16 protein-coding genes are annotated in these 14,747 nt (G+C 58.4%); 3 read left to right on the forward strand and 13 right to left on the reverse strand.

Annotated elements, in window-relative coordinates:
* Positions 1-6 precede the first annotated feature (6 nt).
* From CW267_RS17325 to osmE, 7 genes are all read right to left on the reverse strand, one after another.
* The gene (locus tag CW267_RS17325; RefSeq protein WP_008807751.1) at positions 7-1,353 is read right to left on the reverse strand and encodes a 6-phospho-beta-glucosidase; all 1,347 of its coding nucleotides are present in this window, start codon (positions 1,351-1,353) and stop codon (positions 7-9) included.
* Positions 1,354-1,463: 110 nt separating this feature from the next.
* Positions 1,464-2,288, reverse strand: a complete 825-nt coding sequence (chbR, locus tag CW267_RS17330; protein ID WP_100781359.1) for a transcriptional regulator ChbR — start codon at positions 2,286-2,288, stop codon at positions 1,464-1,466.
* Between the two features lie 27 nt (positions 2,289-2,315).
* Positions 2,316-2,663, reverse strand: coding sequence for a PTS N,N'-diacetylchitobiose transporter subunit IIA (chbA, locus tag CW267_RS17335; protein WP_004140356.1), 348 nt, complete (start codon positions 2,661-2,663; stop codon positions 2,316-2,318).
* A 53-nt stretch (positions 2,664-2,716) separates the two neighbouring features.
* Positions 2,717-4,075 carry a PTS N,N'-diacetylchitobiose transporter subunit IIC gene (gene chbC / locus CW267_RS17340; protein WP_008807749.1) on the reverse strand — a complete coding sequence of 453 codons (1,359 nt, stop codon included), beginning with the start codon at positions 4,073-4,075 and terminating at the stop codon, positions 2,717-2,719.
* A gap of 11 nt (positions 4,076-4,086) precedes the next feature.
* Entirely contained in the window at positions 4,087-4,203 is a 117-nt protein-coding gene (locus CW267_RS30670; protein WP_032425961.1) for a hypothetical protein, read from the reverse strand.
* Positions 4,204-4,222: 19 nt separating this feature from the next.
* Positions 4,223-4,543 (reverse strand): PTS N,N'-diacetylchitobiose transporter subunit IIB, encoded by a 321-nt coding sequence (gene chbB / locus CW267_RS17345; protein ID WP_002901547.1) that lies wholly within the window; start codon positions 4,541-4,543, stop codon positions 4,223-4,225.
* A 278-nt stretch (positions 4,544-4,821) separates the two neighbouring features.
* The gene (osmE, locus tag CW267_RS17350; RefSeq protein WP_008807747.1) at positions 4,822-5,160 is read right to left on the reverse strand and encodes an osmotically-inducible lipoprotein OsmE; all 339 of its coding nucleotides are present in this window, start codon (positions 5,158-5,160) and stop codon (positions 4,822-4,824) included.
* A 282-nt stretch (positions 5,161-5,442) separates the two neighbouring features.
* On the opposite strand from osmE, the gene nadE reads away from it, so the two are divergent.
* Together nadE and cho are read left to right on the forward strand one after the other, a co-directional pair.
* Positions 5,443-6,270 (forward strand): ammonia-dependent NAD(+) synthetase, encoded by an 828-nt coding sequence (gene nadE, locus CW267_RS17355; RefSeq protein WP_008807746.1) that lies wholly within the window; start codon positions 5,443-5,445, stop codon positions 6,268-6,270.
* A gap of 98 nt (positions 6,271-6,368) precedes the next feature.
* Complete coding sequence (gene cho, locus CW267_RS17360) at positions 6,369-7,232, forward strand: excinuclease Cho (RefSeq protein ID WP_082228037.1); 864 nt, start codon at positions 6,369-6,371, stop codon at positions 7,230-7,232.
* Positions 7,233-7,320: 88 nt separating this feature from the next.
* Here the strand turns inward: cho and spy are convergent, their stop codons facing one another.
* From spy to CW267_RS17390, 6 genes are all read right to left on the reverse strand, one after another.
* The gene (spy, locus tag CW267_RS17365; protein WP_008807744.1) at positions 7,321-7,806 is read right to left on the reverse strand and encodes an ATP-independent periplasmic protein-refolding chaperone Spy; all 486 of its coding nucleotides are present in this window, start codon (positions 7,804-7,806) and stop codon (positions 7,321-7,323) included.
* Positions 7,807-8,149: 343 nt separating this feature from the next.
* Positions 8,150-9,115: a succinylglutamate desuccinylase gene (gene astE / locus CW267_RS17370; protein ID WP_008807743.1), complete on the reverse strand. Its 966-nt coding sequence runs from the start codon at positions 9,113-9,115 to the stop codon at positions 8,150-8,152.
* 9 nt (positions 9,116-9,124) lie between these two features.
* The gene (gene astB, locus CW267_RS17375) at positions 9,125-10,450 is read right to left on the reverse strand and encodes an N-succinylarginine dihydrolase (protein ID WP_023297436.1); all 1,326 of its coding nucleotides are present in this window, start codon (positions 10,448-10,450) and stop codon (positions 9,125-9,127) included.
* Positions 10,447-11,925, reverse strand: a complete 1,479-nt coding sequence (astD, locus tag CW267_RS17380) for a succinylglutamate-semialdehyde dehydrogenase (RefSeq protein ID WP_100781358.1) — start codon at positions 11,923-11,925, stop codon at positions 10,447-10,449. Before astD ends, astB begins: the two co-directional genes overlap by 4 nt.
* On the reverse strand, positions 11,922-12,956 hold the full coding sequence (astA, locus tag CW267_RS17385; protein WP_002901491.1) for an arginine N-succinyltransferase: 1,035 nt from the start codon (positions 12,954-12,956) through the stop codon (positions 11,922-11,924). Before astA ends, astD begins: the two co-directional genes overlap by 4 nt.
* Positions 12,953-14,173, reverse strand: a complete 1,221-nt coding sequence (locus CW267_RS17390) for an aspartate aminotransferase family protein (RefSeq protein WP_064170177.1) — start codon at positions 14,171-14,173, stop codon at positions 12,953-12,955. Before CW267_RS17390 ends, astA begins: the two co-directional genes overlap by 4 nt.
* Positions 14,174-14,599: 426 nt before the next feature.
* On the opposite strand from CW267_RS17390, the gene CW267_RS31080 reads away from it, so the two are divergent.
* The coding region (locus tag CW267_RS31080; protein WP_413773656.1) for an endonuclease/exonuclease/phosphatase family protein at positions 14,600-14,747 on the forward strand (148 nt) is incomplete at its 3' end.

The following is a 14,747-nucleotide window of genomic DNA, read 5'->3' on the forward strand; positions in this document are numbered from 1 at the left end:
CTCCTGTTAAGATTTCAGTTTTTCGATAGTCGCCGCAAAGTTCGGCAGCCATTTTTCATGCGCCAGAATCATCTCCCGCGCCAGCTGCTCGGCGTCACGATCGGAATGGATCAGCGGGCTTAAGTTCAGCGCCAGCAGCACATCATTCAGCTCGCCGCTGATCGCCGCCTGGCTGGCCGCCACTTCGAACCCCTTGATGGTGTAGATAAGCCCCAGTACCTTCTCATCGAAATGGGTGATGCGCGGCGTCGGCTTCGCGCCGTCGCGACCTAAGGTGCAGCTCATCTCGACCGCCCAGTCCGCCGGGATATTATCCACGTGGCCATGATGCGGGATATTCACATAGTGCTCAGTCTGCTTGTCGTTATAGATAGCGTTGATCACTTCGCAAGCGGCATCGGAGTAATAGGCGCCGCCGCGCTGCTCCAGCTCCTTCGGCTTGACCTTGAGATCCGGATTTTTATACAGCTCGAACAGCTGTTTCTCCACCTTCTGCACCACCTGGGCGCGCGCGCCGCCCTTATAGTACTCGCCCATCTCAATCGCCAGCATCTCTTTTGGCTTAAAGTAGTAGAGCAGATAGGAGCATGGGATCAGGCGCAGGGAGCGGATCAGCCCCTCGCTAAACGGCAGGTCGAAAATATTTTTCACCGAGTTCGCGGTCAGGCGGCCAGAGGCCACGCCGTCCAGCAGTTCATCGAAGCGCGAGACGCCGTTAACCAGCACGTCGCGGACGAACACCAGATGATTCAGACCGAACAGGTCGATATTCAGCTCATCGCTCGGGCTGAGCTGCAGCACGTCGGTGATGAACATCTTCATGCCGATAGGAATGTTGCACACGCCGATAAAGCGTTTGAAACTGGTGTGGCGATAGACCGCCTCGGTGACCATGCCCGCCGGGTTGGTGAAGTTGATGATCCACGCGTCCGGGCAAATCTCCTGCACATCTTTTACGATATCGAAAATTACCGGGATGGTGCGCAGCCCTTTAAACAGCCCACCCGCCCCGTTGGTCTCCTGGCCCAGGTAGCCGTGGCTCAGCGGAATACGCTCATCTTTTTCACGCGCCTTCAGCTGGCCCACGCGCAGCTGGGTGGTGACAAAATCCGCGCCCTGCAGCGCCGCACGGCGATCCAGCGTTTTATAGACCTTCATCGGCACGCCGGCTTTTTCCACCATCCGCTCGCACAGCGCATGGATAATATCGAGCTTCTCCTGGCCCTCTTCCACGTCCACCAGCCACAGTTCAGTGACCGGCAGTTCATGGTAACGTTTCAGAAAGCCTTCCAGTAATTCCGGGGTATAGCTGCTGCCGCCGCCAATAGTGACTACTTTTAATTTCTGGCTCATCTTTTTCTCCCTTGGGCGCTACGCCTGGACGCAGGCCGCTCTCCGCAACAATGCGGACAGTTAACTTGAATGATTTACGGTATAAACCGGGCGGCTAAAACCGCGCGGGTTTAATTAATACTGGTCAAATGTTTGCGATAACTGCTCGGCGTAAACGACGTCAGTTTTTTAAAGGTTTTAATAAACAGGCTCGGGCTACTGTACCCGGATTCATACGCAATATCCGTCACCGAATAGTTGGTAATTTCCAGCTGCTTTTTGGCAAAGTTAATACGGATATCATTAATTATCTGCATCGGCGTTTTACCATAATAGCGCTGGGTCGCCCGGGTTAAATATTCCTGCGTTTTTCCCGAGAGACGAACCATATTCTCGAGCGCGCCCTCACCGAATTTCAGCTTATCGTGCATGGCCTCAACGGTATTTTTTAGCCATTGCGGAATAACATCGGCAACCGGCTCTTCACGATAGTGGCGTAAACGGTTAATGACATAAAAGGAAACCAGCTCGATAAATTCGTCAAATTCCGTTTCGCGAAAATTGAGTGAGGCGATGACCGACTCAACGTAGCCGAGAAAAGAGCTCTGCACGGCGTAAACCTGTGAGGCCACCAGGCCAAACGGCAGCAGCGGCAGATAATGTTTCTCAAAGAAGCGTCTGCTGATGCCGACGTTAAGGATGCGCGTCGCCCCAAATTCGTAAAAGCTTTGGTGGTGCGAACCCATTGGGATAAAGACGAAATCCCCGCGCTCCAGCAGCACCCGTTTGCCATTGATCTCCTGGTAATAGCGCCCGGTTAATACCACGGTAAATTCGTAGTAATCATGCTGGTGAAGCCCGCTCACGCTTTCCGTTTTGTTATAGATGACCACATGAAAGTTCTTCCCGTTGAACAGCTGTTGTTCTCTGGCGGTACTGATCTCGGTGGTCATCATCCTGGGCTGCCTCATCGTCGCGATGGCCTATTGTACCTTCTCGTGCAGCTCAATCAATTCGGCGACCAGCTCACGGGCCAGCATCGAGGTCATCAGATGGTCCTGAGCATGCACCAGCACCAGGCTGACCTTCATTTTGCCTTCGCCCTCGTCGCTTTCGATAAGCTGGGTCTGCACGCGATGCGCCTCGCTCAGCGCCTGGCGCGACTGCTCCATCATCGCTTTCGCCGCGGCAAAATCGCCCTGCTTCGCCTGCTTCAGCGCGCCATAGGCCAGGCTGCGGGCCTGTCCGGAGTTGATAATCAACCCCATCACCACCTCTTCGAGGTCATTTTCCGGGGTTTCTACCGCGTCGATGTTGTCCAGATCAAACATAATATTTCCCTCATTTATCAGGCGGTACGGGGCACTGCCCGTACCGCGCGGTATCAGAATTTCAGTGCGTTAGCGATGTCTTCTTCGCTCTCTTCCTGCTCGATGACGGTCTGCGCTTTATTCGACAGCACCACAAACGGCAGGTAGACCAGAGTCGCGACGCCAAGGTTGAACAGGGCCACCAGCAGGGCGGCCACGCTGCCGTTACTGTTAAAGAACGCTCCCAGACCGGTCGGCATGGTCCACGGCGCCAGGTTGGTCACCGGTGGGATAATCCCCAGGCTGTAGGCCGCCAGCGTAATGGCCGCCAGAATCGGCTGGACCAGCACGAAGGGGATGAACATCACCGGGTTCATAATGATCGGCAGACCAAACAGAATCGGTTCGTTAATCTGGAAGATGCCTGACGGCAGTGCCAGCTTCGCCACCTGACGATGGTCAGCGCGACGGGAAGCGATAAAGATGGCGATAATCAGACCCAACGTTGCCCCGGAGCCACCCAGCAGGATGTAGGAGTCGAGCATCGGCTTGGCCCAGAAGTGGAACTGTTTGCCTGCTTCGATAGCCGCATCAACCGAGCCGTACTGGTTGTACAGCGCGATGTTTTCCAGCGCCCACGGGGTCATGATGCCGTTATCCAGCGCCGTCAGCGCCAGGGAACCGTGCACACCGAAGAACCACAGCAGGGAGTTAAAGATAACGTATGCCCAGCCGACCACGCTGCCCATCGCCGCCAGCGGCGTGGAGATCGAGTCCATGATGATCTGGTGGAAGTTGCTGCCGTAGCTCGACAGGGCCCACGAGATAATGCCGAAGATGGAGAGGATCAAGAAGCCCGGGATCAGCGCGGAGAAAGAGCGCGATACTGACCCTGGCACGCTGTCCGGCAGTCTGATCACCCAGTTACGACGGATCACGAAGGTGAACAGTTCCGCGACAACCAGACCGATAATCATCCCGGAGATGATGTTCTGCCCGCCCAGCCAGTTGGCGCCCACCGCATAGGCTTCGCCCACGCTATACGGGGTCACGGTCATGAAGGCCGCCACCGCCAGCAGGCCCGCGGCCATCGGGTCAACTTTGCGCTCTTCCGCCAGCGCGGAGCCGATAAAGAACGGCGCCATCAGCGACATAATGCCGAGGGTACCGTTATAGACGTTCCCGCCGATAGCCTTAAAGCCGTTTAAGGTTTCAATGGTGGAGGCATCCAGTCGAATGCCCATAGAATAAAAGAAAGAGCCTTCGCCGAAGCTCAGAAAAACGTTGTTAATTAATACAAACATGGCCCCGGCGAGGGTCAACGGCATTAACTTAATAAATCCGTTTTTAATCGCATTAATATGCGGCTGCTTTCCTATTTTCACTGCAAAAGGAAGGAGTACCTTTTCAAGCGAGTCGATCACTTTACTCATAGTCAATACCCTTAAAAGCCGCAATAAACTATTACGGCGATGATGTATGAAATTACTCTTTGACGGGAAAATAAACTCTTTATTTTTTGACGTCCGGCAACAGAGTGCCGCCAGGCGTCAAAATACATCGAGTTTTAAAAGTTAAAATTATTGTGCTGCAGCTTTCTTAATGGCCGCGACGGCGGCTTTCAATACACCTAAACCATCCACCTTGCCATACAGAAGAGAATCGATGACTTCTACCGGTTTATTCGGCAGCAGGCGCTGAATTTCCGGTAACATATACGCAATTTGTGGCCCTAATAATACCACGTCGGCTTCCGGTCCCTTTTCACCTGCCAGGGTTTCGGGATAGGCTTCAATAATGACCGGGACTTCGTATTTTTCTGCCTGCGCGCGCATTTTGGATACCAGCAGTGATGTAGACATGCCTGCCGAGCAGAAGAGATAAATGTGTTTCTTTTCCATGAACGCTTCCTCAATGTGTGAGACCAGGGCCTTCAGCAACCGCTGAGAGCCGGTAAGACTGGTAACATCCGGTTAATTCTGTTTATGGGTTGAGTATACGGCAAGCTGAGCCGCCAGGATAATTCGCTGTTGAACAGAATTGTCTCTCATTGACCTCTGGTTTTGACTACCCTCACATTTTCACCCAAATAATTCGCGCAATTAAATAAGCATCAGTACTCACAAAAAAGCCCGACCAGTGGTCGGGCTTACGTAGGGCTCAGTAAACAGTAGGAAGCTTACTTAGCGTTGCGCGGGTCAGTATCATACTCGGCGCAGGTCTGGTAGCCGGAGTTAATCACATGGCCAGTGTCGTCGAGGGCCACAAAGTAGGTCTCAACTTTACCATCCCGTTGACCGAGGATGTAGGTCTGGCAGGTGCCGCGGGCATGAACCATGGTCACTTCCGTTGAAGGTTTGCCAGCGATCTGCATCACCTGCTGACGCGACATCCCTTTCTTCACATCTTTCACCACCGGCTGGGTAAACTGGTCTTTGGTACGATCGTAAGCGGTACAGCCCGCCAGTAAGGTTAACGCGACGGTGACGCCCAGTATTCCTGCTAAGCTTTTGTTCATTTTGGTTCCTCTTTTCTACTGTGTAACGATAAGCCTGGAATAAATAGTGTTATTTTTCAAGCCGAACAGCGAAATCATGTCTGATTGTGTTATTGCGTAAACAGGATTGACGCGCCGCTGCCGACCGGCGGTTTCTCCCGCGCAGTGGCATCTATAATGAAATCCTATGTCATTGATTGCCTTCTTTTCCGGCAGTCAAAACCCCGGTCCTTGTCGTTTCAGCGGCAAAGAGGTAGCTTTAAGCCAACAGCTTGCCAAACAGATTCACTTTCGGAGGGCGCGATGACGCTACAACAAGAGATTATTCAGGCGCTGGGCGCAAAGCCGCAGATTGATGTCGCCGGCGAGATCCGCCGCAGCGTCGATTTCCTGAAGTCCTACCTGCAGACCTACCCGTTTATTAAATCGCTGGTGCTGGGTATCAGCGGCGGCCAGGACTCCACCCTGACGGGGAAACTGTGCCAGATGGCGATTAATGAACTGCGTGCCGAAACGGGCGACAGCAGCCTGCAGTTTATTGCCGTTCGGTTGCCCTATGGCGTACAGGCGGATGAGCAGGACTGCCAGGACGCCATCGCCTTTATCCAGCCTGACCGGGTGCTGACGGTGAATATCAAAGCCTCGGTACTGGCCAGTGAACAGGCGCTCCGCGAAGCGGGGATCGAACTGAGCGACTTTGTTCGCGGTAACGAAAAAGCCCGTGAGCGGATGAAGGCCCAGTACAGCATCGCCGGAATGACCAAAGGGGTGGTGGTCGGCACCGACCATGCGGCGGAAGCGATTACCGGCTTCTTCACCAAATATGGCGACGGCGGCACCGACATCAACCCAATTTTCCGCCTGAACAAACGTCAGGGCAAACAGCTACTGGCCCATCTCGGCTGCCCGGAACATCTGTATAAGAAGCTGCCGACCGCCGACCTGGAAGACGATCGCCCCTCCCTGCCGGATGAAGTGGCCCTGGGTGTCACCTACGAGAACATCGACGATTATCTGGAAGGCAAAACGCTGGATCCCAGTATCGCCAAAACGATCGAAGGCTGGTATCTGAAAACCGAACACAAGCGTCGGCCACCGATCACCGTCTTTGACGATTTCTGGAAAAAATAGTCCCTCCCCGCCCCGGCCCGCGCCGGGGTTATTTTTTGCGCTTTTCGCCGCAAAAACCGCCTGCTATACTGGATAGATAGACAGTATCAGGAGTTAATGTGGCCAGAAAGCAATCTGCCCCGCGTCTGGAGTTTGAAGCGGCGGCGATCTATGAATATCCCGAACATCTTCGCCCGTGGCTGGAGGCGCTGCCAAAGCTGCCGGGCGTCTATCAGTTTCACGGCGACAGCGACACAATGCCGCTCTATATCGGTAAGAGCGTCAACCTTCGCAGCCGTGTGTTATCTCACCTGCGCACGCCCGAAGAGGCCGCGATGCTGCGTCAGTCGCGGCGTATCACCTGGCAGCGCACCGCAGGCGAGCTGGGAGCGCTGCTGCTGGAGGCGCGGCTGATTAAAGAGCAGCAGCCGCTGTTTAACAAGCGGCTACGGCGTAACAAGCAGCTCTGCGCCTGGCGACTTGCGGACCACCGGCCGCAAATTGTCTACGCCCGCGAGGTTGATTTCTCGCACCAGCAGCATCTCTATGGCCTGTTCGCCAACCGGCGGGCGGCGCTGCAGATGCTGCAGAGCCTTGCCGACGAACAGCGCCTCTGTTATGGCCTGCTTGGTCTGGAACCGCTCAGCCGCGGCCGCGCCTGCTTTCGCTCCGCGCTGGGCCGCTGCGCCGGCGCCTGCTGTGGAAAGGAGAGCGTGGAGGCGCACAGCGAGCGCCTGCTGGCGCAGATGAGTAAACTGCAGCTGGTGTGCTGGCCGTGGGCGGGGCCAGTGGCGCTGGAGGAGCGCGGCCCGGAAATGACGCAGTATCACGTCATTCATAACTGGCTGTGGCTGGGGGCCGTCGACTCGCTCGACCAGGCCGCGGAGTTGACCCGTCTGCCCGCCGGATTCGACCAGGATGGTTACAAGATCCTCTGTAAGCCTTTGCTCAGCGGCAACTACCCGCTGCACCCGCTTGGCTGAGAAACCACCAATAAAAAAACCGCCGGCCCTGCCCAACGCCTGATGGCATTATTGGGCAAGACCGGCGGTCTTGATTCAGTGCGCTACATTATTCAGCAGGTGCAGGCATTTTACCTGCCGGCGCGTTGCGTTCTGTCAGATGCTTCTCAAAATTAGCATTGAACTGTTTTTTCTGCTCTGGAGTCAGAATGTTGTAGATCTTGTTCTGCGTTTCCAGGCGGGACAGCGCCATCGCTTTATGCTGCGCTTCCATCTTATCGATCTGCGCTTCCGCTTTCGCCTTATCGAAGGTGTCGCTGGCGATCAGATCGTGCATCGCGCGGCGTTCGTCGAGGGACGGACGCTTCATGTTCTCACGCTGGCTCTTCATGATGTCGCGGATCTGTTGTTTCTGCGCATCGGTCAGGTTCAGGCCTTTAAACATCATGTCATGCTGACCCGGGCCGCCTTTATGATGCATCATCATCGGCTTGCTGTCGCTCGGCGCGGTGGTGGTATCGGCGGCGTGTGCCAGGTTAGCCGCGCCCAGAGCCAGAGTAGAGGCAACAAACAGTGCAGTGAGTTTCTTCATCATTCAATCCTTACTTTACGTTATTCTTACGGCGCGTTGCCGTGTTGACGAGATTAACTTTACGACGTTAATCGTCAATTAGTCAGAGCAAGAGTAAAACAATGAAAGTGTAAAAAACAGTTTCTCGCCAATTATGGAGAAAATAAGGAATTTAGCCGAAGAATTGCAATAAAAAATAAATAACCTACTGTTTTTCAGAGAAATTATGGAGAGTATAAAGGAGGGGAGATTAAAAACAAAGCATTTTACCAGGAATAATCTGCAAATTTACACTGGCGCACGAAAAAATAAGATGGCGAAAAAAGACGCGCGAAATAAAGCAGGCCGCCCGGCGGACGGCTTGCCCTCAGGATAATTTCTCCAGCATCAGGCCGGCGCGCAGTCCCTTCGCCACCGTCGGATTGGGAAACAGGACATACTCCGGCTCAGGCCCCACCACATACCGCGTCTCGCCCTCCTCCGCCAGCAGCGTGCCGGGTTCGAAGGGGGTGAAGTTGAGCGTCTGATCCGCCATATGCAAGCGGAAATCATCGCTATGGCGGGTGATCTGTTGTACCACCCGGTAGCGCAGCGGCGCCGGGGCGTCGGCAATGGCCAGATCCCCCACCAGCAGCCGGGAAAGCGCGCCTTCGGCGGCGGCAAACTGCGTCAGATCGTTTTCACCCAACGGCAGCGCTTTGCCCAGCTCAAGGGTGCAGGCCAGCGCCGCGAACCGTTCGCAGCTGAAGTGGGTGAAGGTCCCGCCTGGCTGGCGATGAAACACCAGCGCCTCCAGCCCGGCGCCGCCCAGCCAGTGAAGAAAATCCTCCTCCCACGGCGTATCGCGGGCCGGGAGCACGCCGAAGCGCGGATGTAGCGACCCGCGGATCGCGGTATGCAGATCGAGGTGCCAACGAGGACCACCGTGGTCGCGATAGAAGCGGGCCACCGCCTGCTCCAGCCGCTGCGCCCGCTGCGTCTCCTCACTGAGCGGAAACTGCCGCCAGCGCTCGCCAAACATCCGGTTCATATCGCTGTGCAGATAGCGCTTATTCGCCCGCAGCGCCGGTGGGTTGCCAACGATCACCAGCAACCGCCAGCGCAGCGGGAGTGCCTCCCGGACCAGTCGCTGCACCAGGTGGTCGACTATCTCCACCGGTGCCGTTTCGTTGCCATGAATGGCGCAGGAGAGTACCAGCCCGCGCTCGCAGCGCGCATGCGGCGTCAGCTCGAGGATCCCCTCACCCAACCAGTGCCAGCGAAAGTGCGCTGTCTCGCCGTGAAAATGGTGGGGCAAACGCCCCGCCAGGGTTAATGCCAGAAAATGTTCCACCGCGCCCCCTTATTGCTGAAATGGATAAACCGAACCGAGCTGCAGGATCTGGGTCAACCGATCCAGCGCGTCACGCCCTTCCCGCAGCAGTTGCGGGTCGGCGAGGTCGGCCTGGGTAAGGCGATCGCGATAGTAGCGATCCACCCAGTCATTGAGGGTGGCAAACAGCGTATCGTTCATCAGGACGTGCGGATTGACCGCCTGATACTCCTCGGCCGTCAACACCACCCGCAGGCGCAGGCACGCCGGACCGCCGCCGTTGGCCATACTCTCGCGCAGATCGAACACCTGTAGCGCGGCGATGGGGTTGTCCCCGGCCAGCAGCTCATTGAGGTATTCCCAGACGCCGGCATGCTCCTGCGCTTCGTGGGGCAGGATCAGCGCCATGCTGCCATCCGCCCTGCTCAGCAGCTGGCTGTTGAACAGATAGGTGGCAACCGCCTCTGCCACCGTGACCCGACTGGCGGGGACCACCAGCGGCGTAAAACCCGGCACCCGCTGCGCCAGCTGCTGGAGAAGCGCGGTCTGGTCGGCAAAGGCCTGCTCATGGCAGAACAGGACCTGACGATTGCTCACCGCGATGACATCGTTATGAAAAACCCCCGTGTCGATCGCCGCCGGATGCTGGCGGGCGAAGATCAGTTGGCGAGGATTGACCTGATTGAGGCGCGCCACCGCCTGGCTGGCCTCAAGGGTTTGCCGCGCGGGATAGCGACGCGGGGCCTCCTCGCTCCCCCGGCGGCGGCCATAGACAAAGAGCTGGACGCCGGGGGCGCCATACTCGCCGCCGAGACGGTTATGGTTCGCCGCCCCTTCGTCGCCAAACCAGGCCGAGGCGGGCAGCGCCGGGTGGATGGCAAATCGCGTGCGGTCGGGGAATATCGCCTGCAGCAGCGCCTCTGTGGTCGGTGCTTCGCTGGCGCGGTGGAATTTATCCTGCAGATTTGCCACCGTCAGGTGCACCAGGCCATCCAGCGAATCGGCGGAGGGACAGACCGTCGCCGCGTTCGCCACCCACATTGCCGAGGCCGAACTCACCGCCGACAGCAGATCCGGATCCTGCTGCGCCGCCCGGGCCACCACCTGCTCATCGCCGCCGCTAAAGCCCAGCTGGCGCAGGAGCGGCACATTGGGCCGCTCGTGCGGCGGGATCACTGCCTGCGGGTAGCCGGCGTCGGCGAGGGCTTTCATTTTTTTCAGCCCTTGCTTTGCCGCCAGCTGCGGGTTCGACACCCGGTGGCGGTGCCGGGTGGAAGCCTCGTTGCCAAAGGAGAGCCCGGCGTAGTGATGGGTCAGCCCGGGCAGACCGTCAAAGTTGACTTCGCGGGCGGTCATGACGCCTCCCCGGCCAGAAAGTCGAGCCCCGGGTTCAGGCTGGCGGGCAGCGTCAGGGTCGGCGATTCAAGGCTGGCCATCGGCCAGGCGCAATAATCGGCGGCATACCAGGCCCCCGGACGATGGTTACCGGACGCCCCGGTGCCGCCGAACGGCGCGGTACTCGCCGCCCCGGTCAGCGGTTTGTTCCAGTTAACTATCCCTGCCCGCGCCTCGAGCAGCAGTCGATCAAACTTCTCCCGTTCCGGAGAGATTAACCCACAAGAGAGGCCGAAGCGGGTGGCATTGGCCAGGGCAATCGCCTCCTCGAACGTGTCGTAGCGCCAGACGCCAAGCAGCGGGCCAAACACCTCTTCATCTTCAACATTGGCCACGTCGCTCATGTCGACAATCCCCGGCGTTAGCAGCGACGTTCCGGCCTGCAATAAACGTGGCTCCAGCAGCGTGACCGCGCCAGCGGCGACCCGCTGCAGCCATGCCTGATGCACTTTCTGCGCGGCCGGTTCAGAGATAAGCCCGCCGAGAAACGGCTGCGGCTCGGCGTCCCACGCCGCCGGGATCAGCCGCTGGCACACCGTCACCAGCCGGGAGAGGAAGGCATCGCCCGCCTCGCCGCGCCGGACCAGCAGACGGCGGGCGCAGGTGCAGCGCTGGCCGGCGGTAATAAAGGCGGACTGGATGGTCAGATGCACCGCGGCATCCACGTCCCGCGGATCGTCGACGATCAGCGGGTTATTGCCGCCCATCTCCAGCGCGAGGATCTTCTGCGGCTGCCCGGCCAGCTGGCGATGCAGATGAAAACCGGTGGTTGAGCTGCCGGTAAACAGCAGCCCGTCGATATCCGCCTGACCGCTGAGCGCCTCGCCGGTTTCCCGACCGCCCTGCACCAGGTTGAGCACCCCGGCGGGCAGGCCGGCCTGCTGCCATAGTTTCACCACCGCTTCGCCGCTGCACGGGGTGAGTTCGCTGGGTTTAAAGACCACAGTATTGCCCGCCAGCAGCGCCGGCACGATGTGCCCGTTCGGCAGATGGCCGGGAAAGTTATAGGGGCCAAACACCGCCAGCACGCCGTGCGGCCGGTGACGCAGCGTGGCGGCACCGTCGGGCAGATCGCTGTACTGTTCGCCGGTGCGGACGTGGTAGGCCTTCACCGAGATCGCCACCTTGTTGATCATCGCCGTCACTTCCCCGGCCGCCTCCCAGCGCGGCTTTCCGGTCTCGGCGCCGATCATCGCCGTCAGCTCAGCCTTACTGGCCTCCAGCAGGGCGGCAAACTTTTCAACGATCGCCTGACGGGCGGCAAACGGCAGCCGCGCCCAGGCCGGGAACGCCTGGCGGGCAGCCGCCACCGCCTCAGCAACCTGCCCGGCATCCGCCGCTTCGCCCTGCCACACAACCTTCAGGTTAACCGGATCCTGTTTACTGAAACCTGGCCCACGACCGGGCCGCCACTCGCCATTAATCCACAGACTCATGCGGTTTTCTCCTCAGGGATCAGGCGCACCATGCGCACCTGGTCGCCGGCATGACACTTCAGCATATCCAGTTCGCGGGCGCTGAGGGTCAGGGTGTCGCCATCCGGGTCGGCATGCACCAGCAGAGCGCGGAACTGGTGATACTGTTCATTCGCCACCAGGCACAGCGGCCAGTCACCGGGTGGGGTTTCACCGGCCTCGGTGGTCACCAGACGGCTTTTGCGGATCGCCCGCACCCTGTCGATGTCGCACTCCAGAGTCGGGCCGCCGTCGAAAATATCGATGTAGTTCAGGTAGCGGAACCCCTCTTTCTCCAGCACCGTCCGGGCCGGGGCGGTCTGCGGATGAACCTTGCCGATCACCGCCTGCGCCTCAGGGGAAAGGAAATCGATATACAGCGGATGCTTGGGCATCAGGGCGGCAATGAAAGCCTTCTGTCCGGTGCCGCACAGGTAGTCGGCGCGGGAAAACTCCATGGCGAAAAAGCGTTTGCCCAGGCTCTCCCAGAACGGCGAGTAGCCCTGCTCGTCAATCACCCCGCGCATCTCGGCGACCACCTTCTCATTGAAGCGCTCGCGAAAGGCGGCCATAAATAAGAAGCGCGATTTCGACAGCAGATAGCCATTGCCCTCTTTGCGCCACTGCGGGTCGAGGAACAGGGTACACAGCTCACTGCTGCCGGTATGGTCGTTGCTGAGAAACAGCGTCGGCAACGCCTGATAGACGTTGAGCTCCTTCGAGGCATGGACCTGGGTGCCGACCCGGTAGTTATACCAGGGATCGTTGAGCCCCACCGCCACCTCGATCGCGCAGATGCCCACCACCGCGCCGCTTTCGCTCTCCTCCAGCACAAAGACATAGCCCTGCTCGCTTTTCGGTAGCTCGCCGCGCCAGGTCTGCTGCGAGCGGGCGATCCGCGCCGCGAGGGTCGCTTCATCCACCGGCAGCGAGGTCAGCCCGCCGCCGGTCTCCGCTGCCAGCTTCAGCAGCCCGGGCAAATCGCCCGGCTCCACCGGTCGAATAACCATCATGATGAGACTCCTGCCACGAAACGCGCGCAGGCCCGCTCGACGCGATCCAGCCCGCTATTCACCTCTTCTTCACTGACGTTCAGCGCCGGCGCAAAACGCACCACATTAGCGCCGGCGATCAGGATCATCACCCCCTCTTCCGCCGCCAGGTTGCTGAGCGTTTTCGCCTTCCCGGCCCAGGCGTCGTTCAGTACGCAGCCGAGCAGCAGTCCCAGGCCGCGGATCTCCTTGAACAGACCATAGCGGGCGTTGATCGCCTGCAGACGCTCGCAAAACCACTGGTGGCGCTGTCTGACGCCGGAGAGGACTTCCGGGGTGTTGACGATCGACAGCAGCTCGCCGGCCACCGCCCCGGCCAGCGGGTTGCCGCCGTAGGTGGTGCCGTGGGTACCGACGGTCATCACGCTGGCGCAGGCCTCTGTCGCCAGCAGCGCGCCGATAGGGAAACCGCCGCCCAGCGCTTTGGCGGTGGTCAGCACATCGGGCGTCACGCCGTAGTGCATATAGGCATACAGCTCGCCGGTGCGCCCGACCCCGGTCTGCACTTCATCGAAAATCAGCAGAGCGTTGTGCTGGTCGCAAAGCTGGCGCAGGCCGCGTAAAAACTCGCCGCTGGCCGGCACCACGCCCCCTTCGCCCTGCACCGGCTCGACGATCACCGCGCAGGTTTGGTCATTGATTAAGGCCTTTGCCGACTCGAGATCGTTAAACACCGCATGCTGGATCTGCGGCGGCAGCGGGGCAAAATCCCGGGAGTAGGCCGGCTGACCGCCCGCCGAGACGGTGAACAGTGTCCGCCCGTGGAAGGCATTCTGGAAAGCGACGATGCCGCTTTTTTCACTGCCAAAGCGGTCGTGGGCATATTTACGCGCCAGCTTGAGCGCCGCCTCATTGGCCTCAGCGCCGGAGTTACAGAAGAAGACCCGGTCGGCGAAGGTGGCATCGATAAGCATTTTTGCCAGACGCAGGATCGGCTCATTGGTGTAGCCGTTGCCGGTATGCCAGAATTTGCCGGCCTGGTCAGTCAGAGCTTGCACCAGACGCGGATGGGCGTGCCCCAGCGCGTTCACGGCGATGCCGCCGGCAAAATCGATATACTCTTTGCCCTGCTGATCCCACAGCCGCGACCCGGCGCCCCGCACCGGAATAAACGCCGCTGGCGCGTAGACCGGCATCATCCATTCATCAAAGTGGTTACGCGTAATTGACTGAGACATATCGACCTCTTCCGGTAAATTAAAAGTAGCAATAATGTTAATAAATATGAGTTATTACGCTGTAAATGTAGATTGCACGGTTCGTGCCAGCCAGCGATAAAAATGCATAAACCGGTTGAGATAACGCAGAATCAAGGAGTTACAGCCGAACGCTATTCACATAAAATGCATATTTAGTGAATAAGTATCCGATAAAGGGGGATAAACAGTGATTAAAGAAGATAAGTTATGCAACGGTAAGATATAATTCTGTAATTGTGATCCTCTGCGAAATTTATCGTAGATATTTGCCCTTTTTTGGCGCGGCATGCCCGTAAAAGGGGCAACTACGGCACGCTCATGCGCAGCGATTGGCAGAATGACGCATCCGGTGGCAGCCAGCCAGGCGAATTTCTGCTACCATCCCTGCACTATTCACCTTGCACAGTGGCAGCGACTATGAAATTCGTCTCTTTTAATATCAACGGCCTGCGCGCCCGCCCACACCAACTGGCCGCCATCGTCGAAAAACACCAGCCGGACGTGATTGGCCTGCAGGAAACCAAAGTTCACGACGATATGTTCCCTCTCGAAG

Origin of the sequence: Klebsiella sp. X1-16S-Nf21 (assembly GCF_002837615.1) — a bacterium.
GTDB lineage: Bacteria > Pseudomonadota > Gammaproteobacteria > Enterobacterales > Enterobacteriaceae > Klebsiella > Klebsiella variicola.